Source organism: Winogradskyella sp. A2 (assembly GCF_046762865.1).
Taxonomy (GTDB): domain Bacteria; phylum Bacteroidota; class Bacteroidia; order Flavobacteriales; family Flavobacteriaceae; genus Winogradskyella.
The window spans coordinates 176,573-202,668 of record NZ_JBKQXM010000004.1; the positions used below are offsets into that span (position 1 = coordinate 176,573).

The 26,096-nt window shown below is 33.0% G+C and carries 22 protein-coding genes; 5 read left to right on the forward strand and 17 right to left on the reverse strand.

All coding sequences use genetic code 11. From position 1 onward, the window contains the following. Positions 1 to 24 precede the first annotated feature (24 nt). The 3 genes from ACFWV9_RS09370 to ACFWV9_RS09380 form a co-directional block, all read right to left on the reverse strand. Positions 25 to 882, reverse strand: a complete 858-nt coding sequence (locus tag ACFWV9_RS09370; protein WP_411894950.1) for a flagellar motor protein MotB — start codon at positions 880 to 882, stop codon at positions 25 to 27. Between the two features lie 104 nt (positions 883 to 986). Beyond that, positions 987 to 1,982 carry a glycosyltransferase family 2 protein gene (locus ACFWV9_RS09375; protein ID WP_411894951.1) on the reverse strand — a complete coding sequence of 332 codons (996 nt, stop codon included), beginning with the start codon at positions 1,980 to 1,982 and terminating at the stop codon, positions 987 to 989. Continuing rightward, positions 1,979 to 2,428 (reverse strand): type I restriction enzyme HsdR N-terminal domain-containing protein, encoded by a 450-nt coding sequence (locus tag ACFWV9_RS09380; RefSeq protein WP_411894952.1) that lies wholly within the window; start codon positions 2,426 to 2,428, stop codon positions 1,979 to 1,981. The genes ACFWV9_RS09375 and ACFWV9_RS09380 overlap by 4 nt, the downstream gene beginning before the upstream one ends. A gap of 80 nt (positions 2,429 to 2,508) precedes the next feature. Between ACFWV9_RS09380 and holA the strand changes: the two genes are divergently transcribed. Next, a complete protein-coding gene (gene holA / locus ACFWV9_RS09385) occupies positions 2,509 to 3,513 on the forward strand; it encodes a DNA polymerase III subunit delta (protein WP_411894953.1) in 1,005 nt (334 codons plus the stop codon). On the opposite strand, the gene ACFWV9_RS09390 is transcribed toward holA, so the two are convergent. The 10 genes from ACFWV9_RS09390 to thrA all read right to left on the reverse strand — a co-directional run bounded on the left by ACFWV9_RS09390 (position 3,510) and on the right by thrA (position 13,561). Next, positions 3,510 to 4,595, reverse strand: a complete 1,086-nt coding sequence (locus ACFWV9_RS09390; RefSeq protein ID WP_411894954.1) for a T9SS type A sorting domain-containing protein — start codon at positions 4,593 to 4,595, stop codon at positions 3,510 to 3,512. The two genes, holA and ACFWV9_RS09390, sit on opposite strands and share 4 nt — an antisense overlap. 92 nt (positions 4,596 to 4,687) lie before the next feature. Continuing rightward, positions 4,688 to 5,209: a GNAT family N-acetyltransferase gene (locus ACFWV9_RS09395; RefSeq protein WP_411894955.1), complete on the reverse strand. Its 522-nt coding sequence runs from the start codon at positions 5,207 to 5,209 to the stop codon at positions 4,688 to 4,690. A gap of 155 nt (positions 5,210 to 5,364) precedes the next feature. Next, positions 5,365 to 5,934 (reverse strand): 2-oxoacid:acceptor oxidoreductase family protein, encoded by a 570-nt coding sequence (locus tag ACFWV9_RS09400; protein WP_411894956.1) that lies wholly within the window; start codon positions 5,932 to 5,934, stop codon positions 5,365 to 5,367. Positions 5,935 to 5,939: 5 nt separating this feature from the next. After that, a complete protein-coding gene (locus tag ACFWV9_RS09405) occupies positions 5,940 to 6,656 on the reverse strand; it encodes a thiamine pyrophosphate-dependent enzyme (RefSeq protein ID WP_411894957.1) in 717 nt (238 codons plus the stop codon). Between the two features lie 43 nt (positions 6,657 to 6,699). After that, the gene (locus ACFWV9_RS09410) at positions 6,700 to 7,791 is read right to left on the reverse strand and encodes a 3-methyl-2-oxobutanoate dehydrogenase subunit VorB (protein WP_411894958.1); all 1,092 of its coding nucleotides are present in this window, start codon (positions 7,789 to 7,791) and stop codon (positions 6,700 to 6,702) included. Positions 7,792 to 7,817: 26 nt separating this feature from the next. After that, the gene (locus tag ACFWV9_RS09415) at positions 7,818 to 8,042 is read right to left on the reverse strand and encodes a ferredoxin family protein (protein ID WP_411894959.1); all 225 of its coding nucleotides are present in this window, start codon (positions 8,040 to 8,042) and stop codon (positions 7,818 to 7,820) included. Between the two features lie 262 nt (positions 8,043 to 8,304). Continuing rightward, on the reverse strand, positions 8,305 to 8,703 hold the full coding sequence (locus tag ACFWV9_RS09420) for a cyclic nucleotide-binding/CBS domain-containing protein (RefSeq protein ID WP_411894960.1): 399 nt from the start codon (positions 8,701 to 8,703) through the stop codon (positions 8,305 to 8,307). 168 nt (positions 8,704 to 8,871) lie between these two features. Beyond that, entirely contained in the window at positions 8,872 to 10,164 is a 1,293-nt protein-coding gene (gene thrC, locus ACFWV9_RS09425) for a threonine synthase (RefSeq protein ID WP_411894961.1), read from the reverse strand. After that, on the reverse strand, positions 10,161 to 11,084 hold the full coding sequence (locus ACFWV9_RS09430; protein WP_411894962.1) for a homoserine kinase: 924 nt from the start codon (positions 11,082 to 11,084) through the stop codon (positions 10,161 to 10,163). The genes thrC and ACFWV9_RS09430 overlap by 4 nt, the downstream gene beginning before the upstream one ends. Positions 11,085 to 11,086: 2 nt before the next feature. Then, positions 11,087 to 13,561, reverse strand: a complete 2,475-nt coding sequence (gene thrA / locus ACFWV9_RS09435) for a bifunctional aspartate kinase/homoserine dehydrogenase I (protein ID WP_411894963.1) — start codon at positions 13,559 to 13,561, stop codon at positions 11,087 to 11,089. A 338-nt stretch (positions 13,562 to 13,899) separates the two neighbouring features. Between thrA and ACFWV9_RS09440 the strand changes: the two genes are divergently transcribed. Then, positions 13,900 to 15,450, forward strand: a complete 1,551-nt coding sequence (locus ACFWV9_RS09440) for an NAD(P)H-hydrate dehydratase (protein WP_411894964.1) — start codon at positions 13,900 to 13,902, stop codon at positions 15,448 to 15,450. A gap of 32 nt (positions 15,451 to 15,482) precedes the next feature. Here ACFWV9_RS09440 and ACFWV9_RS09445 read toward each other — a convergent pair whose 3' ends face one another. Then, entirely contained in the window at positions 15,483 to 16,520 is a 1,038-nt protein-coding gene (locus ACFWV9_RS09445) for a TlpA family protein disulfide reductase (RefSeq protein ID WP_411894965.1), read from the reverse strand. A gap of 126 nt (positions 16,521 to 16,646) precedes the next feature. On the opposite strand from ACFWV9_RS09445, the gene hutH reads away from it, so the two are divergent. Beyond that, positions 16,647 to 18,179 carry a histidine ammonia-lyase gene (gene hutH, locus ACFWV9_RS09450; protein WP_411894966.1) on the forward strand — a complete coding sequence of 511 codons (1,533 nt, stop codon included), beginning with the start codon at positions 16,647 to 16,649 and terminating at the stop codon, positions 18,177 to 18,179. 8 nt (positions 18,180 to 18,187) lie between these two features. On the opposite strand, the gene ACFWV9_RS09455 is transcribed toward hutH, so the two are convergent. Both ACFWV9_RS09455 and ACFWV9_RS09460 read right to left on the reverse strand, forming a co-directional pair. Next, positions 18,188 to 18,556 carry a hypothetical protein gene (locus tag ACFWV9_RS09455; protein ID WP_411894967.1) on the reverse strand — a complete coding sequence of 123 codons (369 nt, stop codon included), beginning with the start codon at positions 18,554 to 18,556 and terminating at the stop codon, positions 18,188 to 18,190. Between the two features lie 78 nt (positions 18,557 to 18,634). Beyond that, the gene (locus tag ACFWV9_RS09460) at positions 18,635 to 21,187 is read right to left on the reverse strand and encodes an ATP-dependent Clp protease ATP-binding subunit (protein WP_411894968.1); all 2,553 of its coding nucleotides are present in this window, start codon (positions 21,185 to 21,187) and stop codon (positions 18,635 to 18,637) included. Positions 21,188 to 21,447: 260 nt separating this feature from the next. On the opposite strand from ACFWV9_RS09460, the gene gyrA reads away from it, so the two are divergent. Together gyrA and ACFWV9_RS09470 are read left to right on the forward strand one after the other, a co-directional pair. Further along, positions 21,448 to 23,979 (forward strand): DNA gyrase subunit A, encoded by a 2,532-nt coding sequence (gyrA, locus tag ACFWV9_RS09465; RefSeq protein ID WP_411894969.1) that lies wholly within the window; start codon positions 21,448 to 21,450, stop codon positions 23,977 to 23,979. A 27-nt stretch (positions 23,980 to 24,006) separates the two neighbouring features. After that, the gene (locus tag ACFWV9_RS09470; RefSeq protein ID WP_411894970.1) at positions 24,007 to 25,296 is read left to right on the forward strand and encodes a tetratricopeptide repeat protein; all 1,290 of its coding nucleotides are present in this window, start codon (positions 24,007 to 24,009) and stop codon (positions 25,294 to 25,296) included. A gap of 47 nt (positions 25,297 to 25,343) precedes the next feature. On the opposite strand, the gene ACFWV9_RS09475 is transcribed toward ACFWV9_RS09470, so the two are convergent. Further along, the gene (locus ACFWV9_RS09475; protein WP_411894971.1) at positions 25,344 to 26,093 is read right to left on the reverse strand and encodes an NlpC/P60 family protein; all 750 of its coding nucleotides are present in this window, start codon (positions 26,091 to 26,093) and stop codon (positions 25,344 to 25,346) included. Between the last annotated feature and the right edge of the window lie 3 nt (positions 26,094 to 26,096).

A 26,096-nucleotide genomic window follows, 5' to 3' on the forward strand; every position in this document is an offset into this window, starting at 1 on the left:
GGTTTTAACTTATGTTTTAACGTTTTAATTTCCTGCCGAAAGATTTTTCATTTCTTCCTCAATCATTTCATAGAATTCATCAATTTTTGGTAATACAACAATACGAGTTCGTCTGTTTTTAGCTCTGTTTTCTGCTGTGTCATTTTCTACCAATGGTACGTGATAACTGCGACCTGCTGCAATTAATTGTTGAGGATTAACTTTAAGCTCTTCTAAAACTCTTACTACAGACGTTGCTCTTTTAACACTTAAATCCCAATTATCTAATAATGGAGGTTTGCTATAAGATTTATTATCTGTATGTGATTCTACCATCGCCTCAAAATTAGGCTTGCTATTAATAACCTTAGCTACTTTAGCTAATACATCTTTTGCTCGTTCTGTTACATTATAGCTACCACTCTTAAATAAAAGTTTGTCTGCTATTGATATAAATACCACACCTTTTTCAACATTTACCTCAATATCTGGATCGTTTATACCAACTTCTTTCTTTAAACTAGATACTATTGCAAGTGTTACACTATCCTTTTTTGTAAGGGCATCTTGTAAACGAGAAATTTTAAGATCTTTTTCTTTTAAGCTCTCAAGAGATTTTTCAAGATTTTCTGCACCTTTTTGAGTTAATGTAGTTAAATTTCCTTTTGTATCAATTAAATCTTGATTTGATTTACGTAAATCAGATAACTGATCTTTCATCGTCTCAACTCTTGCGTTTGCCGCTGCTGCATCAGAAAGACATTTATTTAATTTTACTGTAGCAGAATTTAATAAATCCTGTGTTTCTTTCTGTTTCTCTTCAAGTGCTAAGTATTCTTTTTTAGACACACAAGACGCTAATAGCATCATGGAGCAAATACTTAATAACATTAGTTTTTTCATAATCAGTACTCTATTTATATTGTTAATTATAACTACTCAAAATTATATAAAAGAAAACATGCAATAGCACTGATTAACAAATTTTTTAACAGTTTTATAAACAATTAAAATTTTGTCTGTCTATTGACGAAATAAGACCAAACAACGGATTTTAAATTGTAGTAATTTGCCCGTTTAGGCAATTGGTTACGACGGGCTACTATTTCACCCAAATGCTTATAAAAAGAACCATGTGCTTTTAAAATAGCTACAAAATGCCTTGGTTTTAGCTGAACCAAAAACCTCAAAGCCGCAATTCCATCTAATAACATGCGTATAATAGTCCTAGATAAAACATTAGAATCTGTATTCTTAACTAAAGTAAATAAGCTATTTCTAAAATTTAAATAGGTTTTCTTTGGATTGGTGTTTTGTAATGTCGCACCACCAACATGATAGACTGAAGATGTACCAACATACTTGGTAGTATAATTATTATTAAATGCACGCCAGCATAAGTCTATCTCTTCGTAATGGGCAAAATAAGACGCATCAAATCCATTGAGCTCATTAAAAACAGAATTTTTAATAAAAAAACAAGCACCTGATGCCCAGAAAATAGTTTCAACATCATCATATTGTCCTTGATCCTCTTCTATAGTATTAAAAATTCGACCTCTGCAATATGGGTAGCCATACTTATCTATAAACCCACCAGCTGCACCAGCATATTCAAAGTAGTTTTTATTGTGGATGTCTAATATTTTGGGTTGAACAATTGCTACATTTTCATCCGAATTGTACTGATTCAAAATAGGGGAAAGCCAATTTTCAGTCACTTCAATATCACTGTTTAGTAAGCATAATAATGGTTGATTGGTATGTTTTAATGCATCATTATATCCTTTGGCATAGCCACCATTCGTTTTGTTTTTAATAACATTAATTTCCGGATAATGCTCATATAGAAACTGAATTGAATCATCAGTAGATGCATTATCTGCAACATAGATCTTAGCATTCTCAGAAAATTTCACCACTGAAGGAAGAAACTTTTCAAGTAAGTCTTTACCATTCCAGTTTAGTATTACTATTGCTATGTCTGTTAACTCGTACTTCAATTTTCTTTATATCTAGATATGTCTTTTAAAAACGTATATCGTTTTTCATTCAAATCCATTTGGCAATAATAATGATTTATGCCATTAGTAACCATTAAATATGTTGCTTCTAATGCTAAATTGTATCGTGCAATCTGATCAAAGGTAGATTGGTCAATCTTAATTGAAGGAGCTTTACATTCTACTATAAGATGTATACTACCGTCAGAATTAAAAATAACAATGTCATAACGCTTTTTCAATCCATTGATGTTAAGTTCTTTCTCAACATTTATCAATGATTTAGGGTATTTCTTTGTGTTTATTAAATAATGTACACAGTGTTGTCTTACCCATTCTTCAGGTTGAAGAATGATGAATTTTTTCCTAATAACATCAAAAATAGAAACTTTATTTTCTTTACTTTTGAGACGGTATTCAAACTTTGGAAAGTTAAGTTCTTGCACTTAGCAAAATTAAAATTTTAATAGCATTTCAAGTTAATTTTCGTTGAAATTTTAACTAATCATTAAATCGATATCAGCAATTGAACGAGGTTAAACAAATTGTATCTGAGATAAAAAACAGGAATCTAAAACCTATTTACTTTTTAATGGGTGAGGAGCCTTATTATATTGATAAGATATCAGAATATATTGAAGATAATATTTTAGATGAAGCTGAAAGGGGATTTAACCAGATGGTACTTTATGGAAGAGATGTTTCTATTGATGATATCATAAGTAATTCCAAACGATTCCCTATGATGGCTGAGTATCAGGTTGTAATTGTTAAGGAAGCTCAAGACTTGAGCAGAACAATTGAAAAGTTGATTACTTATGTGGAAAATCCTCAGCCAACTACAATTTTAGTCATAAACTATAAATACAAAAAAATAGACAAGCGCAAGGCACTCTACAAGGCTTTAAAGAAAATGGGAGTTGTGTTTGAAAGTAAAAAACTATATGAAAATCAAGTATCAGATTGGATAAGACGTGTTTTAGCAGGGCAGAAATATAATATTTCACCAAAAGCATCACAAATGCTCGTTGAATTTTTAGGTACAGATTTGAGCAAAATTGACAATGAACTCAATAAATTGAAAATTGTATTACCAGAAGGCACTCAAATAACACCAGAGCATGTAGAAGAAAATATAGGAATTAGTAAAGACTTTAATAATTTTGAACTGCGCAAAGCTGTTGGCGATAAAGATGTTATGAAGGCACACCGAATTGCGAAATATTTTGCGGATAATCCAAAGGATAACCCAATGGTGGTTTCAATTTCACTACTTTTTAGCTTTTTTTCCCAGTTATTGCATTTACATGGTATGAATGATAAATCACCTCGAAGTGTAGCCTCAGCATTAAGGATAAACCCTTATTTTGTGAATGAATACTTAACGGCGGCCAGAAATTATCCAATGAAAAAAGTGAGTGCTGTTATTGCACTTTTAAGAGATTTTGATGTAAAAGGAAAAGGTGTTGGTTCTAATGCTGTACCACAAGGTGATCTCCTTAAAGAATTATTGGTAAGGATTCTGAGTTAATCAATTACCAACCGTTTTATTAAATACCCATTGTACGAATCCTTTATTTTAATGAGATAGACACCTTTTGATAAATCTGAAATATTAATTTTAGAATTTGATGTTGTGAGGATCAGTTCACCTGTTAGTGTGTAAATTTTAGTTGTGCAATCCTCCTTGTTAATCATCAATTCTGTTTTCGCAGGATTCGGATAAAAACTGATTTGGTTATTACTCATTTCGGAATCTGTTAAGGTAGACACATTGAAACTGTACAGACCATGTAAATCACTTGAAACTTTCTCAGCACTAACATAATACTCATCTGTATTAAGAGATGCTATTCCTTCTGTTTGTTGTGAATAATTTGTAGGTGGTGTAATTGCGGTTTTTAATAAAGTACCGTTTGAGAAAATTCCATTACTAAAACCACTTAATTGTAATAAAAACGAACCAAGACCATCATAACCGCATAGCATTATATTTCCATTCGTATTATTGTATGATGCGCCGGTTATTAGACCTTGTGAGTCAATTGTATCTATTAATATGGCGGTGTATGTGCCAGGAGTTTTTGATAGCTCATAAATATTAGTTTTAGCATCAATCCAATTTTTTGTAAAAATGTAAAGTTTATTGTTTAAGTGAATCAATGCCTCGGCATCAAAATTAGTGGCAAAAGGACTTGGTGTAAAATCTGTTTGATCACTATAACTATAATTAATGATTTCAGCAATTACACTGGTATTATTAAAATAATCTGAACGAGATATACGGTAAATTTTTAAATCGGTTCTTGAACCTAGATTATTTCCAATTTCAGCTATATAAATATAGTTGTCATCATATGCCAGATCCTCCCAATCTATATTTGAAGCATTAGGAATTGTTATTGTTCTTGCAATAGTGCCATCAGATGTGTTAATATCAAAAAGTTGATTGGTATTCCCTGAATCATTATTAGTAATCAAAGTATTATTGAGATAAAGCAATCCTGAAGTCTCTTCAACAGCACTATCTAAACCTGTTACCAGCGTATAATTTTGGGATGTTAGAATAGAAATACTAATAAAGTAGGTAAGCAGTGAAATAGTGATTTTCATATATTATTCAAATAAGTTGATAATAAATGTACTTAAACTAATTAATTGAAAGGTACAGTCTTAAACAAATAATATTGTTAAGAGGTGTTCCATTAATTAAATTCTCTTTGGTACATTAATAATTTTTCATCATTATTTGGAAGATTGCCAGTACCAATAAGTTCAAGTCCTAGCCGTTCTAACAACTTTCTTGAAGATTTATTTTCTTCTAAGGTATATGCTTTTATAATATTTAATTTAAGTTGAGTCTTTGCAAATTTCATAAGCTCATTTGCTGCTTCGTAAGCATAACCCTTACCTTCATAAGGCGGTAAAAAGGCGAAACCAATATCAACTTCATCCTTACCATCACGATGATAGATGCCACAAGTTCCAATTTTCTTTTGATCTTTTTTTCTAATCACCACATTATTTGTATGACCATGTTTTTTTAACTGTGAAAGTGCTTTCTCTCTTATGTAAGTTTCAGCTTCTTCAACGCTATGAACATTCCTATCACCAATAAACTTAAGCCACTTTGGCGAATTCATTAACTCTAAAATGAATGGAGCATCTTCTAATGTAACAGGTTTAATATTCAGCCTTTTAGTGGAGTGATGTTTGTAATTAGGCAATTGTTTTTTTTGTAAAAATACACTTTACTAGTTTTATCTTCTAATATCATCATTTATCTAACCTACTGGGCTATGGTATAACATACCAAGTGACCCTATTCTTTCTGGGCTGAGGATACCGAAAGTAAGTAAAATAATAGGAATTTATTTTTTAATTAATGATCTACTAGTTGATTTTCTACTTTATATAAAAAGATGTTTTGCATACCTTTAGAGATAGCCTCTTTATTTAATGGAATAAGGTCATGATAGCGTTCAGGTAATGACTTTTTTAAACCCTCAATAACATTTTCTAATTTTACTATTGGTTTAATCTTAAGAAAACCACCCAATACAATCATGTTAAAGACTTTCTTATTGCCCATCTCTGTAGCCAATCGATTCCCTTCAATCTGATAAATATCAATATCCGTTCTGGTAGGATGAACTAAAATACCATTAGGATCATAAATTAAAACACCACCTGGTTTCACCGTTTTCTCGAACTTGTCCATCGATTGTTGGTTCAAAATAATAGCTGTATCATAGAGTTTTAAGTAAGGAGAACTTATGCGTTCGTCACTTAGTATAACGGTTACATTAGCAGTCCCACCTCTCATTTCTGGACCATAAGAAGGCATCCAACTTACCTCTTCATCTTGCATAATGCCCGAATAAGCTAATATTTTGCCCATAGATAGTACACCTTGACCACCGAATCCTGCTATAATAATTTCTTCTGTCATGACATTTATTTTATTTGACCTTTAACTTTTATATCGCCCAATGGGAAGTATGGGAACATATTTTCTTCCATCCAATTATTTGATTCATTCGGATTCATTTTCCATCCCGAATTACAATTAGATACTATTTCCACAAAAGAAAGACCTTTCTTCAATCTTGTGTTTTTAAATGCAGTCTTTATTGCTTTTTTTGCTTTTCTTACGTGCTTATGTGTATGTACAGATTGCCGTGTAACATAATAAGTGCCAGGTAAATTAGCAATCAACTCTGTTATTTTTAGAGGTGAGCCCATGGTTTCAATATCTCGACCATGTGGCGAGGTGGACGTTCGCATACCAGGCAATGTTGTTGGAGCCATTTGCCCTCCAGTCATTCCATAAATACCGTTATTTACAAAAATAATTACGATGTTTTCCCCTCTGTTACAAGCATGTATAGTCTCAGCGGTACCAATGGCTGCTAAATCGCCATCACCTTGGTAGGTAAAAACGTATTTATTAGGCCATGTTCTCGAAATTGCAGTTGCAAGGGCAGGAGCACGCCCATGAGCTGCTTGAGTAATGTCAATATTCATAAAATCATAAGCCAATACGGAACATCCTACAGGTGCTACACCTATAGTATCTTCAACTATGCCTAATTCATCAATGACTTCCATCGCCAAATTATGAGCGGTACCATGACCACAACCTGGACAGTAAGACAAGTTTGCGTCGGTCATTAAACAAGTTTTACTAAAAACTTGATTCTCGGGTTTAATGATATCAATTACTTCCATTTCTTATGATTTTTTGTTCTAAGGCTTCCACTATTTCTTCAGGAGTATGAATTATACCTCCTGTTCTTCCAAAATGCTCAACCGGTACTTTATCGTTTACTGCTAATCTTACATCTTCCACCATTTGTCCAGCGCTCAACTCGACACTTAAGATGCCTTTTACTTGATCTGCCAATTCAAAAAGTTGTTGTTTTGGAAAAGGGAATAAGGTTATTGGGCGTAATAAGCCGACTTTAATACCTTTTTCACGTCCCAATTGAACAGCCTTTTGAGCAATTCTGGCACTAGAGCCATATGCCACAAGAAGATATTCGGCACCATCACAATGTATTTTTTCATATCGTAAATCTTCCTTTTCCATTTGTTCATATTTCTTTTGTAATCTATGAACTCTAGCTTCCATTTTTTCTGGTTGTAAGTCTAATGATGTAATTATATTTCGTTCTCTATCTTTTTTACCTGTTGTAGCCCAATCGCCATATTTTTCGATGATTTCTTCATCAGGCATTCGCTCTTTTTGGTCTTTTAGAACAACTTTTTCCATCATTTGACCTATCAATCCGTCAGAGAGAATTAAAACAGGAGCGCGGTATTTGAAAGCAATATCAAATGCATCTGAAACAAAATCTGCCATTTCTTGAACTGAGGCAGGTGCTAATACATAGAGTTGATAGTCACCATGACCTCCACCTTTTACAGATTGAAAATAATCAGCTTGTGAGGGTTGTATCGTTCCGAGACCTGGTCCACCTCGAGATACATTAACAATAACAGCCGGAAGTTCTGCACCAGCCAAATAAGAAACGCCTTCGAGTTTAAGTGAGATTCCAGGGCTAGACGATGATGTCATCGCTCGTTTACCAGTACTGGCAGCTCCATAAACCATATTAATGGCTGCGATTTCGCTTTCGGCCTGTAAAACAACCATGCCTGTTCTATTTTCAGGACGTTCAGTCATCAAATATTCAATAATTTCAGATTGTGGTGTTATTGGATATCCAAAATAGGCATCAGCACCGGCTCTAATGGTGGCTTCGGCTAAGGCTTCATTACCCTTCATTAATCTTAATTCGGACATAGGAATACTTTTATATGAAATTTCTTTTAAATTTTTACACGATATACCGTAATAGCCCGATCTGGACAAACTATAGCACAATTGGTGCAACCGGTACATACATCAGGATTACTCATATAGGCATAATGGTATCCTTTTCGGTTCACCTCTGTTGACATGCTTATTACTTTTTCTTCACAAACAGGAATACAGACTTCACAACCTTTACAGGTCTCTGTGTCAACTACTATTGCTCCTTTGACTTTTGCCATATTCTTAATTTTGGATACGAATTTGGCGTATCGATTATACAATTAATAAAATTAAGCTTAGTTTATTGATTTAAATATGATATTTATCATAACACCAAAATTTGTAGACGATAAGATTTAACCTCGGAATTACCAAAACTTGGTTAATTTTCAATGACTATTTTAATGCTATGATTAAAGCCCTGTGATTTCAACTAATTATAATCGAAATATTTTGATTTAAAATGGAATTGACCCAGGTTCTGAAATAGATAAGATATATTTATTCTAAAGAATGTTCTGCTACTAATTTTACAAAGTCTAAAGAACTAATCATACCTTTTATTTCCCCTTCTTCCATAGCAACAATATGATGTACATCATGTTTTAACATCATTTTTGCGGCAGATTTGGCACTAGAATTTACATGAGCAATATGGACGCTCGAAGCAGTCATAACATCTTCCACAGTTGCATCATCACTTACTTCTTTGCTTATATCTGTGGCGGTGATAATGCCTCTAATGGTAATTTCAACCTTTAGTTTATCATTGGAGTACTCAACAATTGGAATTGCATGAATTCCTTTTTCTTTCATAAGTGTTCTAATCTCTAAAACATTATGATCAATCATTGCAGTTGTGACTGGAGCAGACATAAAATCTTTAACTTGTATACGCATCAGTAATATTTTAAGTTAATAATACCATTAAGTAATAAACAAACAATAACTATTAATACTCTTGGTTAGAGTAATTATAAAAGTAAGGATTCCTAGTTGTAATGAACATGATAAAGATCATGATGTCCTTATTGTTTTGAATATTTTGAGTAGAGTTTTATGAATTAATTAGTTTAACAACAAACCTTTAAATTCTTCATAATTACTTATGTCAATAGCTTCCTTTTGCTTATCCATAACTGCTTTAATTTGAGGAGGTAGTGGAATTTTCTGTTCTATAACTTCTTCAACTACGTCTAAAAATTTAGTTGGGTGTGCTGTTTCTAAAAATACGACATGATCGTCATTGTGAGTCTCCAAATATTTCTTAGCACCGAGATAACCTACTGCACCGTGAGGGTCCGCAATATAACCATGATCTTTGAAAAGTTCTAGTAGTGCTTCTTTTGTTTCCTTATCAGAATAGCTATAGGATGTTAGATTAGATTTTAATGCTTCAAAATCATTATTATGTAATTCTTGAATCCTAATAAAATTACTCGGGTTACCAACATCCATAGCATTACTAATGGTCTGTACTGATGGTTTAGGACTATAAGTCATGGTATTCATATAATTAACTACCGTGTCGTTTGCATTATTTGAGGCGATAAAATGCTTTACGGGTAATCCTAACTTTTGTGCAACCATACCTGCACAAATATTTCCAAAATTACCACTAGGAACTGAAAATGCTATAGATTTATATTGAGATTTAAGATGCTTATAGGCAAATAAATAATAAAACAATTGTGGTAACCAACGTGCAATATTTATTGAGTTTGCTGAAGTTAATTGCATTTTACTGGTTAGCTCATCATCAATAAAGGCATGCTTCACCATATCTTGACAGTCATCAAAAACACCAGAAACCTCTAAAGCTGTAATATTTTGCCCAAGTGTAGTTAGTTGTTTTTCTTGGATCTCACTTACCTTTCCAGAAGGGTAGAGGATGACTACTTTTACCCCCTTAACATCTAAAAAGCCATTTGCAACAGCACCACCAGTATCACCTGAAGTTGCAACCAAAACAGTAACTTCATTGGTGTTGGTTTTATTGAAATACCCCAAACATCTTGCCATGAATCTCGCGCCAACGTCCTTAAACGCCATTGTTGGTCCATGGAATAATTCTAAGGTAGAAATATGCTCATTTATTTTTACAACAGGAAAATCAAAATTGACTGTTTCTTCAACTATAGATTTTAAAACATCTTCTGGTATCTCAGGAACAATAAATTGTTTAATAGCTTCAAACGCAATATCTACATTTGATTTTTCTTCAATAGTTTCAAAGAATGACTTTGGCAATGGCGTAATCGATTCTGGAAAATACAATCCTTTGTCTGGAGCTAAACCTCTAACAACAGCTTCTTGAAAATTCGTATTTGGTGCTTTTCTATTTAAAGAGTAGTATTTCATTTTACCGTTTTAATACCTTCAATGTTTATTTTAGAAACATAAGTTTCAAATTTTATTTCTGACTTAGAATATACACTTTGCATTGCTTTCTCTACCATGTTTGCAGTTTCTTCTCCTTTGCTCAAAGCAAAAATTGAAGGACCAGAACCAGAAATTGCACATCCAAGAGCACCTGCTTTTATTGCATTGGTCTTAACATCATCAAAATATGGAATTAACTTTTTTCTATGTGGTTCAATCACAACATCGTTAAGTGATTCCTTTAATAATTGATAATCTGAAGTATGCAAAGCATGTACTAAACTTCCAACATTTGCCCATTGTGTTATGGCTCTTTCTAGTGGGATATCCTTTGGCAATACAGCTCTAGAGTCCGCAGTTTTAATCTCTATCTGTGGATGAATTAAAGTGGCAAATAAATCTGAAGGTGTTGGTAAGGATAATATTTTTAATGGTTCTGTAGATTTTACTAATGTAAAACCACCAAAAATACCTGGTGCCAAATTATCTGCATGCTCACATTGACTTGCTAATACTTCACCTTGCATGGCAAAAAAAGTCAATTGAGTCCTATCATAAGGTCTGCCCAATAATTCATTCATGGCATAAACACTACCTGAGGCACTCGCAGCACTGCTGCCAATACCACTACCAGGCTTAATTCTTTTGTAGATTTCAATTTCGAAACCACATTCTGGCTTAAGATCATTATACAAGGCTAAGGCAGAAACACCAGCAACATTCTTTTCGGTTTCATATGGTAAATCAAAACCATCAATTTTGGTAATTTTAATTCCTCTCTCTGATGTTTTCCTAAGTACCATGTAATCACCGATGGAATCCAAGCAAAACCCTAATACGTCAAAACCGCATGCTACATTGGCAACAGTTGCGGGTGAGAAAATTTTAATTTCAGACATTGTTAATTGTTAGCTATTCTAATTATATCAGCAAATAATCCCGAAGCTGTTACATCTGCACCAGCACCAGCACCTTTTATTATCATTGGTTGTTCTGGATAACGTTGCGTATAGAACATTACAATATTATCCTTCCCTTCAAGATTATAAAATGGATGACCTTCAGGGATTTCTTCTAGTCCTACTTGTGCCTTGCCATCTTTAAATTCTGCAACAAACTTCAATTGGGAATTATTTTCAACTGCCGATTTATAAAGACCTTGATAATGAGGCTCATCATCAATTAAAGTATTGAAAAAATCATCCACAGAATCTGATTTAATAGCACTTTGCGTTAAAAAGTTCTTACTGTTTATTTCAGATAATTCCATTTCATAACCACTCTCTCTTGCCAAAATTAAAATTTTACGAGCTACATCTACACCACTTAAATCTATTCTTGGGTCAGGTTCTGTATAACCTTCTGTTTGAGCTTGTTTAACTATATCATGAAAGGTGGTATTGGTATTGAAATTATTAAAAATAAAATTAAGACTACCAGATAATACTGCTTTGATATTGTTCACTTTATCACCTGAAGTAATTAAATGGTTTAAAGTGTCTATCACAGGTAAACCTGCACCAACATTTGTTTCAAATAAAAATGAGGCATTATATTTTCTAGACAAATCCTTTAGCTCATTATAATAATCGTAATCAGTAGAACACGCAATTTTATTGCAGGCTACCACCGATATACTTTCTTTTAAATATTGTGGATAAATGTTTGCCACATCTGAATTTGCGGTAATATCAATAAACACAGAATTTCTTAAATTCAATTTTCTGGCATGTTCAAAAAATCCGCCTAAACTCGCTTTTTCACCATCAGCTAATGATGACTTCCAATTTTTAAGGTTAATACCTTCATCATCAACTACCATTGTTCTAGAATTTGAAAGTCCTGTAACTCTCAGATTTATTTTAAAGTTTTCTTTCAAATAAGATTTCTGTTGTTTTATTTGTTCAATAAGACGTTCGCCGACATTACCGACTCCAGTAATAAAAAGATTTATTTGTTTGGTTTTTATTTCAAAGAACTGCTCATGTAAACTATTAAGTGCTTTTTTTACATCATTCTTATGAATTACAGCAGAAATATTACGCTCAGAAGCACCTTGTGCAATGGCTCTAATATTTACATTGTTTTTTCCAAGTGTACTGAACATTTTGCCGCTAATTCCTTGATGGCTCTTCATTTTATCACCAACAACAGCAATTATAGAAAGGTCAGTTTCAACAACTATAGGATCTAATTTCTGCAGTGCAATTTCAAATTCAAAAGCTTCATCAATTGCGAGTTTAGCTTTCGACGCATCGTTTTCTGAAATACCAAAACAAATGGAATGTTCTGAGGATGCCTGGGTAATTAAAATGATATTAATTTTTTCTTGTGCTAAAGTTTCAAACAATCGTTTACTAAAACCAGGAATACCAACCATGCCATTACCTTGTAGAGTAAGAAGTGCAATGCCATCTATATTGCTTATACCCTTTACAGGAGATATGCCGTTTGGTTTTTTATCTAAGGTTATTGTCGTACCTATTGCATCAGGGTCCATGGTGTTTTTTATGACGATTGGAATCTTTTTCCTTAAAACTGGCATTACAGTAGGAGGGTAAAGTACCTTGGCACCAAAATGTGAGAGCTCTACTGCTTCTTGATAGGATAACTCCGTTATTGGTGAAGCCTGTTTTACAAGCTTTGGATTTGTTGTAAACATACCACTAACATCAGTCCATATCTGCAATTCATTAGCACCAATTGCGGCGGCAATAATTGCTGCAGTATAATCAGAACCACCTCTACCTAGTGTGGTAATTTCATTATTTGAAGATTTAGATACAAATCCAGGCAGAATTGTTATTGAGGTTTTATGATCCTTGAAATAGGTCTGAATATTCTTATTGGTAACTTTGAAATTTACCTGAGCATTATTAAAATTAGAATCGGTAACAATTAATTCTTGCGAGTTTTTTAGCTCTGCATCAATATTTCTTGAAATTAGTGTATGACTAATTATGGTTGATGAACAATACTCACCATAACTCAATAATTTGTCCTTTGTTTTTGGAGAAAGCTCATTAATGAGGTAGATCCCATCAAGTAAACTTCTTAACTGATATAATTTATCTGAAATAATTTCGTGCAATGCGTCATGTTGGTCTTGAAGGTTATTGTCATTCTCTAGACTCTTAAATAAACCCTCAATAACTTTATTGTGAATAGACCAAATATTATTGTATTTATTGATGTAATCAGAGTCTTTATTGCACGCCAACTCTGCAGCTTCAATTAGCTTATCCGTAATACCACCAACAGCTGAAACAACCACAGCAATTTTTGTTGATTTGCTTTGTTGCTGTAAAATTGAGATTACTTTATTTATATTTTCAGCTGAACCTACAGATGTTCCGCCGAATTTTAGAACTTTCATAATTTATTATTTGATAGGATAGAAATTGTCTAAATAGACTATAATTGGTACGAAGTGCATATTACAAATTACCCCTAAGGGTAATAAATGTAGAAATAAAATAAACAGAAATAGTTGCACAGTTAGACTTAACTAATGTGTTTTTTGATATGTGCATTTTTTTCATCATTACTCACCAAATGTATTATTTTTACAACAATAAAAAAACAAATTGTATTTTTTTGAGGAATTATAGGAAAAGCCTATTTCTTTTTATGAAAAACTAAACGTTTTAGGCTCATATTACATTAAACTCAATGAAATGATAAGCTGTTTTTTTACCGATATTAAATGAATAGATGAAATTATTTTCAAAAGAACAAATTTACGAAGGTGATAGGTTAACGACTGAACGGCAAAATATATCTTCAACTGACTTAATGGAACGCGCAGGAACCCAAATTTTTAATTGGATTCATATGCGTATGCAAGGAGCTCAGGTTCCAGTTCATGTTTTTTGTGGTATAGGTAATAATGGTGGTGATGGATTGGTATTGGCAAGACATCTCATAACTCATGGGTATAATGTTGTAACTTATATCGTGAATTATAGTGATAAACGATCCAAAGATTTTTTAATCAATTATGATCGAATAAAGAATGTCACTAAGGATTGGCCTAAAATGATGACTAAGGCGAAGGATTTTCCTCAAATCCATAAAGACGATATTATTGTAGATGCTGTCTTTGGAATTGGTTTAAACAGGTCTCCAGATAAATGGGTACAAGAATTGTTTCAAAAATTTAAAGCATCCAGTGCTTTTACTTTGTCAATAGATATACCATCTGGATTATATACAGATAAGGCAATAGAAGATGAGAATGCTGTTGTTCATTCTAACTATACCTTGAGCTTTCAATCTCCTAAACTGGTTTTCTTTTTACCAGAAACTGCCAAGTTTACCATTCAATGGGAAGTTCTAGATATAGAGATTGATAGAGATTACTTAATGCAGACAGACACAGAAGCAGAATTAATATCAAAGTTTGAGGTCTTACCACTTTATAAACCACGAGATAAATTTGCACATAAAGGAGATTTTGGACATGCCTTAATCATAGGAGGAAGTTATGGTAAAATTGGAGCTGTGAACTTAGCAAGTAGAGCAGCATTGAGCTCAGGCACTGGTTTGGTTACAGCATTTATTCCAAAATGTGGATATGATAGCTTACAAGCTTCAATTCCTGAGGTAATGGTTCTTACAGATATTGAAGAAAAGATTATTTCCAATATTAATTTTGATATTGAACCAAATGTTATAGGCATTGGAATAGGTATTGGTACAAACAAAAAGACAGCTGGTACTTTTGAATCGTTTTTGAAGAGTAATAAAAAACCATTAGTTATTGATGCTGATGGAATAAACTTAATATCAAAAAAGAAGTCCTTATTAAAATTATTGCCTTCTCAAACCATTTTAACACCGCATCCTAAAGAGTTAGAAAGGTTAGTAGGTGAGTGGACTGATGACTTTGACAAACTGAATAAAGTAAAATTACTTTCATTAAAACATGATTTAATCATAGTTATCAAAGGAGCAAATACAATCAGTGTTTATAAGGATAAACTTTATGTTAATACAACAGGAAATCCTGGTATGGCAACCGCTGGTTCAGGAGATGTTCTAACAGGTATTATTACGGGTTTAATAGCACAGGATTACGAGCCATTACCAGCAACTTTGTTTGGTGTTTATTTGCATGGTAAATCTGCTGATATTTCATTGGAAGATTACGGCTATCAAAGTTTGTTAGCTAGCCATATAATTGAGACACTAGGAGAAGCATATATTGATTTATTCAAGAAGCCTGAGGAACCTACAGAAAGTGAACAACAGCCACAGGAATAAAAAATGCCTTCAAAATTTTGAAGGCATTTTCTTTAGATGTCTAAACTGTTTAATAATTCAACAAGTTGCGGGTTTGAAGGTCTCGGTGCATCAGCATTAACAATATTACCTTCTGGATCTATTATAACAAACCTAGGAATACTGTTTATTTTATAATCCTTTATAAAAGTAGAATTAAAACCATTGTCAGCAATAAGCTGTATCCCTCCAAGTTCTTTGTCCTTTACCATTTTTTTCCAACCCTCGTATGCAGCAGCAGCATCACCATTGTATCCTCGACCTTCATCTACAGAGATACTAACAAATTGGATATTTCTATCTTCAAATTGCTTTTCAAGTTTTTTTAGAGAAGGAATTTCTACTTTACAAGGGCCACACCATGTTGCCCATACATCAATATAAACGTATTTACCTTTTAAATCTGTAAGAGAGGTGTTGTTACCTTTAAAGTTTTCGTAGTTTGTAAAAATAGGAGATAAACTACCTTTTGGAAAATTTGCACGCATTGCTAGCCTAGAACTCATATAACTAGTGATCTGTTTTGCTGTACGCTGAACATTTTCATCTACGATTGCAAAATGGGTTGAATCAACTTTAGAATATTTTTCTTTTAAGGCTTTAAAAGCATTATTGTAATTATTCAGTGCTTTGTCCAAATCTTCTTGTGTACCCATTGAAAATAAGTTGGAGTCAAAATGCTCAGTAGATATTAAAAATGATTTTACAGTAAAATTATTTATATCAGATCCATCACCGTCATAGACGATTGACTCTGCAAATGATTCATAATCTGTTGTAAAAGAAGATTCATAGTCATTCTCTAAATAAATTTGGCCATATTTATTACCATGCTGAAAATTGTAATCTCCCGATTCTACCTTCAAGGTATCTTTAAAGGTTCCATCATCATTTAATTCTATGATTTTACTATAATTTCTGCCTTGAAATATCCTGATCGATTGGGTCTCGTCAAAATTCTCTATTTTACCTGAAATAGTTGCGTAATCTTTTGGCTCTTCCTTACAAGCGATTAATGATAAGGCAAGTCCAAGTATTAATAATTGTTTCATAAATGGGGATTTATTTTGGCCAAATATATATATTAATTAAAGGAATAGCCAATCCTATGAATTATTAACAATTTGAGGTAGTCTATAAAATAATTCTCAATTTTGAATATCACTTAACTAATCATAATGAATCAATACCATACAATTTCTTCCAAACCACTTGATATTGTTACCATTTACAATCTTTTTAAGGATAAAAAGAAATTAAAACTTTCTAAAGAGCTAACTGAAAAGATTATTGCAAGCAAAGTATATTTAGACAAGAAACTTGCCAGTGATAAAAAACCAATGTATGGTATAAATACTGGTTTCGGTTCCTTACATAATGTGAAAATTTCTAATGATGACTTAACAAAATTGCAAGAAAATCTTGTAATGTCACATGCATGTGGTACGGGTGATCGAGTACCAGAATCTGTTGTTAAAGTTATGTTGCTACTAAAGATTCAATCTTTAAGTTATGGACATAGTGGTGTTCAATTACAAACTGTTGAGCGATTAATTGAGTTTTTTAATAATGACATATTCCCATTTGTATTTACTCAAGGTTCATTGGGAGCTTCAGGTGATTTAGCACCTCTTGCGCATTTGGCTTTACCCTTAATAGGAAAGGGAAGGGTAATTCATAATAACGAAGAATACGAAGCAGAAGAGATTTTAGATAAATTTAATTGGAAACCTATTCAACTTGAAGCTAAAGAAGGTTTAGCATTACTTAATGGTACTCAATTTATGAGTGCATATGGAGTTTATCTCTTACTGATGTCTCACAAAACCTCATATCTAGCAGATATTATTGCAAGTGTCTCATTAGATGCTTTTGATGGCAGATTAGATCCTTTTCATGATTTAGTACATTCTGTAAGACCTCATCCTGGTCAACGAAAAGTTGCACGAAGATTTAATGAATTACTTAATGGAAGTGAACTTATTGCTCGAAAAAAGGAACACGTCCAAGACCCTTATTCATTTAGATGTATTCCTCAAGTTCATGGTGCCACGAAGGATACGCTCGATTTTGTAGAAAAAGTGATACTAACAGAAATCAATTCTGTAACTGATAACCCTAATATCTTTCACGAAGAAGATTTAATTATTTCAGGTGGTAATTTTCATGGTCAACCATTAGCTCTTGCACTTGATTATTTAAAAATTGCAATGGCCGAGATAGGTAATATTTCTGAAAGAAGAATTTTTCAATTAGTATCTGGATTAAGAGGCCTTCCAGCTTTTTTAGTGGATAATCCAGGATTAAATTCTGGTTTCATGATTCCGCAATATACAGCTGCAAGTATTGTTAGTGCTAACAAGCAATTAGCTACTCCAGCCAGTGTTGACAGTATAGTGTCAAGTAATGGGCAAGAAGATCATGTTAGTATGGGAGCTAACGCTGCAACACAAGCTTTTACTTTAATTAGAAATGTTGAAAGAGTTATTGCAATTGAATTAATGAACGCTTCTCAAGCACTTGAGTTTAGAAGACCTCTTAAAACATCGCCATTACTAGAGTCATTTTTAGAACATTATAGAAAAGTGGTGCCTTTTATAAGAGTAGATGAGGTTTTACATGATGATATTGAGGCTTCAATTCAATTTTTGAAAGATGTAGATATAGAAGTCGAAGAATTATTTCTAAACCACTATGGATTAAAGGATTAAATCTGATTTTATCGATTAATTAAATCATTAGCCCACTTCAATGCCTCATCAAGTTTATAAAAAATCTCGAAAGGTTTGTTAAAAAACATCTTTTCAACTTCAGCATTACTTTTAGCTTTGAAATCTTCTGATACTACTGCAAAGCCTTTTAAATTCTCGATTTTTGCGGTTTCATAATATATTTTTGGGTCAACTGAATAAGAATTTATTCTATGTGTAATATATACAAACTCACTGTCCGTATAATATTTATTTGCGACGTCAATTAGTACGGAGTTATGCTCTGGTTTAAGATTAACTCCTTCCTTCATTATGACAACTAAATAGTTATCATAAATTGCAATGTCACAAAATTCGAGGGTTAGGGATTTTTTCATGACTTAATCAATTATACTTGAAGATAAAAAAAACTCCTTTAATTCAAAGGAGTTTTTAATAATACTTGCAAAAATAATTTAAGATTCTGTCGTTTTACTAGAACTCTTTATTTTGATCTTTAACTCATTGCTCTTAGTGTCCAAATCCATGGTAATCGTATCACCATCTTGAATTTTGGCATTTATGATTTCTTCAGCTAAAGCGTCTTCTACATATTTTTGAATAGCTCTATTTAGAGGTCTTGCACCATATTGTTTGTCAAATCCTTTATCAGCTATATAATCCTTAGCCGAGTTTGTTAATTTAAGAGTGTATCCTAAATCTTTAATCCGATCAATTAACTTAACCAATTCAATGTCTATAATCTTGTTGATATCCTCTTTTTCAAGAGTATTAAATACAATGACATCGTCAATTCTGTTTAAAAATTCAGGCGCAAATGCTTTTTTAAGTGCATTTTCAATTATAGCCTTTGCATGATCTGATTCCTGTGATTGTTGCGCAGATGTTCCAAATCCAACACCAGTTCCAAAATCTTTAAGTTTTCTAGCGCCAATATTAGATGTCATTATTATAATGGTATTCCTAAAGTCTATTTTTCTTCCAAGACTATCTGTAAGATAACCATCATCTAAAACTTGTAAAAGCATATTGAATACGTCAGGATGCGCTTTTTCAATCTCATCAAGAAGAACAACCGCATAAGGTTTTCTTCTAATCTTCTCCGTTAATTGACCTCCTTCTTCATAACCAACATAACCTGGAGGTGCTCCTATCAATCTTGAGATAGCGAATTTCTCCATGTATTCGCTCATATCTATCCTTACTAATGCGTCATCACTATCAAATAATTCACGAGCTAAAACTTTTGCTAATTGTGTTTTACCTACACCTGTTTGCCCTAAAAATATAAATGAACCAATTGGTTTATTAGGATCTTTAAGTCCAGCTCTGTTTCTCTGAATCGCTTTTACCACCTTTGCAACAGCTTGATCTTGACCAATTACTTTGCCTTTAATTAATTCTGGCAACTGCGCTAACTTATTTAGTTCTGTTTGTGCAATTTTATTAACCGGTATTCCTGTCATCATTGAGATTACATCGGCTACATTGTCTTCGGTAACAACTTCTCTATGCTGTTTAGTTTCTTCTTCCCATTTCTCTTGCGCTGAGGCCAAATCTTTCTCAAGTCGTTTTTCATCATCTCTTAACTTTGCTGCCTCTTCATACTTCTGTTTCTTAACAACACTATTTTTAGTCTCTCTTACATCTTCGAGTTTCTTTTCTAGCTCAATAATCTGTTTAGGTACATCAATATTAGTAATATGAACACGAGAACCTGCCTCATCTAAAGCATCAATCGCCTTGTCCGGCAAGAATCGCTCAGTCATATATCTGTTGGTAAGCTTAACACAAGCTTCAATGGCTTCATCTGTATAATTAACATTATGATGTTCTTCATACTTGCCCTTAATATTGTTAAGAATTTCAATAGTTTCTGTTACTGTAGTTGGCTCAACAATTACCTTTTGAAAACGACGTTCTAAGGCACCATCTTTTTCTATGTATTGACGGTACTCATCTAGAGTTGTTGCTCCAATACATTGAATTTCACCTCTTGCTAATGCTGGTTTAAACATGTTAGAAGCATCTAAACTTCCTGTTGCACCGCCAGCTCCAACAATTGTATGAATTTCATCTATAAATAAAATGATATCGTCATTCTTTTCAAGTTCATTCATCACAGCTTTCATACGCTCCTCAAATTGCCCTCTGTATTTGGTCCCAGCAACTAAACTTGCCAAATCTAATGTCACCACGCGCATATTAAATAAAGTTCTCGAAACTTTACGCTTAACAATTCGCAAGGCTAATCCTTCAGCAATTGCAGATTTACCAACACCAGGTTCTCCAATTAGTAACGGGTTATTCTTTTTACGTCTGCTTAAAATTTGTGAAACACGTTGTATTTCTTTTTCACGACCCACAACTGGATCAAGTTTACCTTCTTCTGCCAAAACAGTAAGATCTCTACCAAAATTATCCAAAACAGGAGTTTTAGACTTCTTATTAGTTTTGCCTGATTGTCCACCTCCAAAAGGATTTTGCTTAGCTTCCTCTTCTTCATTTATTTCATCATCGGAGAAAGATTCTGCCTTTGGTGTGTCTATGTAATCATCTTCGCTTGTAATCATTGACTTAAATTCTTCTTTTACGTTATCATAATCTACTTTAAGCTTATTTAAAAGCTTTGTTGTAGGGTCATTTTCATTTCTTAAAATACACAATAATAAATGTGCTGTATTTATTGAAGTACTTTGAAATAGTTTTGCTTCTAAAAACGTGGTCTTCAAGGCACGTTCAGCCTGCCTTGTTAAATGTAGGTTTTTTTTCTCGTTAGATGTAGTTACAATATTTGGATTTGCTGGGCTTAAAATTTCAACTTTTCTTCTTAAATGATTTAGATCCACATCAAGAGAATTTAAAATATCAATAGCCTTACCACTGCCATCTCTCAATAAACCCAACATTAAATGTTCGGTACCTATAAAATCATGGCCAAGCCTCAATGCTTCCTCCTTGCTATATGCAATTACATCCTTAACTCTTGGCGAAAAATTATCATCCATAGTAATTTCCTTTCTGCATTAAAAATAATAAAACATATTAACTATATGGCAAAAACTATACCTTAATTAATAGTTATAAACGAAGAGACTAAAAAACCATTTTATATCAAAGGAAATTAATAGATACTTATTAAAAAAAAGATATCAAATATTGTTAATAAAAAGTCCTAAAATACACTTGTAAGAACTCTTCAAACACTGCTATTTTAGTTATATTAGCACGTTTTGAAAACCTACAAAAAAACTAATTAATTAAATATATGGCAGAAGGAGAAAAACTTATTCCAATTAACATTGAGGATGAAATGAAATCAGCCTACATTGACTATTCAATGTCGGTCATTGTGTCACGTGCTTTACCAGATGTAAGAGATGGACTAAAACCAGTGCATAGACGTGTACTATATGGTATGCATGAACTCGGTGTTAGAGCTAATACGGCACATAAGAAATCGGCAAGGATTGTTGGTGAGGTATTAGGTAAATATCATCCACATGGAGATACATCGGTTTATGATACAATGGTGCGAATGGCTCAAGAGTGGAGTTTGCGCTATATGTTAATAGATGGCCAAGGTAATTTTGGATCTGTTGATGGAGACAGTCCTGCGGCAATGCGTTATACGGAAGCACGTATGCGTAAGATTTCAGAAGACATGTTGGCAGATATTGATAAAGAAACAGTTGACCATAAACTTAATTTTGATGATACATTAGAAGAGCCAACAGTATTGCCAACTCGCATACCTGGTTTGCTGGTTAATGGAGCTTCTGGTATCGCGGTGGGTATGGCAACAAATATGCCTCCTCATAACTTAACAGAAGTTGTAAATGGAACAATTGCATATATAGAAAATGATGCTATTGAGATTGATGAATTAATGCAACATGTTAAGGCACCTGATTTTCCAACTGGTGGTACAATATACGGCTATGATGGAGTTAAGGAGGCTTTTCATACTGGTCGCGGTCGCATAGTAATGCGAGGTAAAGCTAATATTGAAGAAGTTAACGGTCGCGAATGCATCATTGTAAATGAAATTCCTTATCAGGTTAATAAGGCAGACATGATTAAGAAAACTGCTGATTTAGTTAATGATAAAAAACTTGAAGGTATATCAACTATCAGAGACGAGTCTGATAGAAACGGTATGCGTATCGTATATGTGTTAAAACGTGACGCTATACCTAATATCGTTTTAAATAAACTTTATAAATATACAGCGCTTCAATCATCGTTTAGTGTTAATAATATTGCATTAGTAAATGGTCGTCCGCAATTATTAAATTTAAAAGAGTTAATTAAATATTTTGTTGAACATAGACATGAAGTTGTTGTTAGACGAACGAAATACGAATTAAGAAAGGCTGAAGAGCGTGCTCATATATTAGAAGGATTAATTATTGCTTCAGATAATATTGACGAAGTGATTGCTCTAATCAGAGCATCTGCCAATGCAGATGAGGCGAGAACTAAGTTAGTAGAACGTTTTAAGCTTTCTGAAATTCAGGCTAAGGCAATCGTTGAGATGCGATTACGACAATTAACTGGTCTGGAGCAAGACAAGTTACGTGCGGAGTATGATGAATTAATGAAGACCATTGAAGATCTTAAAGATATTTTAGATAAAAAGGATCGTAGAATGGATATCATTAAGGAAGAATTAAATGTTGTTAAAGAAAAGTACGGTGACGAGAGAAGATCTGTGATTGAATATGCAGGTGGTGACTTAAGCATTGAAGATATGATACCAGATGAGAAGGTTGTAATTACAATTTCTCATGCAGGATATATTAAAAGAACTTCACTTACAGAATATAAAACTCAAAATAGAGGTGGAGTAGGTCAAAAGGCTTCAACTACAAGAAATGAAGATTTCTTAGAGCATTTATTTGTAGGAACAAATCATCAATACATGTTGTTCTTTACTCAAAAAGGAAAGTGTTTCTGGATGCGTGTTTATGAAATACCTGAAGGCTCAAAAACCTCAAAAGGAAGAGCTATCCAAAACCTAATAAATATAGAGCAAGATGACAAGGTAATGGCATTTATATGTACTCAAGATCTTAAAGATGAGGATTACATAAATAGTCATTATGTTATTATGGCTACTAAAAAAGGCCAAGTGAAGAAAACTTCATTAGAACAATATTCAAGACCTAGAACAAATGGTATTAATGCCATTACCATTAAGGATGGAGATGAATTGTTAGAAGCAAAACTAACTACTGGAGAAAGTCAGGTAATGTTAGCACTTAAATCTGGTAAAGCGATTCGTTTTGAAGAAGCTAAGACCAGACCAATGGGACGAAATGCTTCAGGAGTTAGAGGGATAAGGTTACAGAATGAAAAAACAGACGAAGTTATTGGGATGATTGCCGTAGATGATATGGAAAGTAATATACTTGTAGTATCAGAAAACGGTTATGGTAAACGCTCTAGTTTAGATGATTATAGAATCACCAATAGAGGAGGAAAAGGTGTAAAAACCATTTCTATTACAGAAAAAACTGGTAACTTAGTGTCTATCAAAAATGTTACTGATGACGATGATTTAATGATTATTAATAAATCTGGTATTGCAATACGAATGGCAGTTGCAGATTTACGAGTAATGGGTAGAGCAACACAAGGCGTTAAGCTTATTAATCTAAAAGGAAATGATTCCATTGCTGCTGTAGCAAAGGTAATGAAAGATGATGAAGAAGCTGAAGATATAGTAGAAACAACTGATAATCAAGATAATAGTAATGATGGCACGGCTATTGATACTAGTGAAACAGATAACTAAAATTAACAACAAAATCAATTTTACAAAATGAAAAAATTACTGACATTAGTATTACTTTTAGCTTTTACTGCTGTGTCTTTTGCCCAAAAGAATGAAATAAAAGCAATGGAAAAAGCAGTTAAGAATTCAAATTTTGCAAGTGCTAAAACTGCATTGAATTCTGCTGAAGGATTAATAGGAAATATGGATGATAAAACAAAAGCTAAGTTTTATTTTCTAAAGGCCCAAGCTTTATATGCAAATGGCCAAGGATCTAATGATGAAATTGACAATGCAATTCAGAGTTTGAGTGATTTAAAAGATTTAGAATCTTCAATGGGTAAATTGAGATATACTGAACAGGCAAATCAAATGAAGACCCAAATGATGAATACTTTTTTAAACAATGCAAACAACGCCTTTCAGACTAAGGATTATGCTACTGCATCCGTTGGATTTGAAAAGGTATATAAAATGTCTCCTGTTGATACCTTATATCTATACTATGCGGCTTCCGCTGCCGTTACAGGGCAAGATTATGATACAGCATTAAAACATTATATCACGTTGAAAAATATGGGGTATACAGGTGTGCAAATGTATTATTATGCTGTCAATAAGGAGAATGGAGAAGAAGAGCGTTTCCCAAATATGCAAACAAGAGATCTATCGGTTAAAGTAGCCAAAACACATACGGATCCTAAGGATGAAAAAAGTTCGTCAAAATCAGCTGAAATTGTAAAAAACATAGCATTGATATACGTCAATCAAGGTGAGAATGAGAAGGCAATAGGAGCAATGGCAGATGCAAGAGCTATAAGTCCTGACGATATAGGATTATTATTATCGGAAGCAAATGTTCACCTAAAAATGGGTAATAGAGATAAGTTTAAGTCTCTTATGGAAGAAGCAACTGAAAAAGATCCTAATAATGCAGAGCTTCAATATAACCTCGGGGTATTAGCAGCAGAAGGTGGGAATAATGATGCATCTAAAAAATATTACCAAAAAGCGATTGAAATAAACCCTAATTATGTAGATGCCTATAACAATTTAGCAGTAGTAATATTAGAAGGTGAAGCTGCAATCGTGGAAGAAATGAATGGTTTAGGTACTAGTTCTGCTGATAATAGAAAGTATGATGAATTAAAGGAGAAACGCTCGCAATTGTACCAAGAAGCTATTCCGTTTTTAGAAAAAGCGCTGTCTTTGAGAAAGTCTAATATAGATGCAGCAAGAACATTGATGAATATTTATAGTGCTTTAGGTGAGATGGATAAGTTTAAAGAAATGAGAACTTTGGTTGAAGAATTAGAAGCTGCTGCAGGTGGTAAATAATTAATATAACATATGATAAAAAAAAGCAACTTTAAAAGTTGCTTTTTTTATATAATTTTTTTGATTACTCTGAGCTTGTGAGTGTGTAAGTTTTTATCAACATTGTAAATACCACTGTGATCTAATCTGTCAATTCTTACTTTTCCATGGGCATGTATAATATAGTTGTCTTCCATTATTATACCAACGTGTATAATATCGCCTTCAGAATTGTCAAAAAAGGCTAAATCTCCAGGTTCACTTTCTTCAATAAAGCTCAGTGCATGGCCCAATGTTGCTTGTTCTGATGCATCCCTAAGCAATTTGTAACCATTTAATTTATAAACCATTTGTGTAAAACCCGAACAATCTATACCAAAAGGTGTTTTACCTCCCCACAAATATGGTGCATTGAGATAAAGAAATGCAGTTTGAACAATGTTAGTCTTTTCTTTCTTTTCGTTCGAAAGATTTCCTTCAAAATTGTGGTTAAGAAGTTCAATTCCAGTTAATTCAGAACCAATAGGAATTGGATATAAATCATTTTTTAGATCAGAAACATATTCTATCAAATCAGTGGATAGTATTGAAGGTAAATCTAATAAAGACTTATAATTGGCTTCGGAAATCTCCAAATACTGTTTGTTGTCAATCCAACCTTCGTACCTATCAAAAGCAAATCTAATACGGCTCCATTTTTTACGTTGTTCAAGAACCTTAAAATAGTCACCATAGAGAGCCTGAGTAACCATTTCGCTCGGATCTGATGGCTCGAGCCTTATGGGTACAATTCCTAAATTACATATGCCGTATTGCATAAA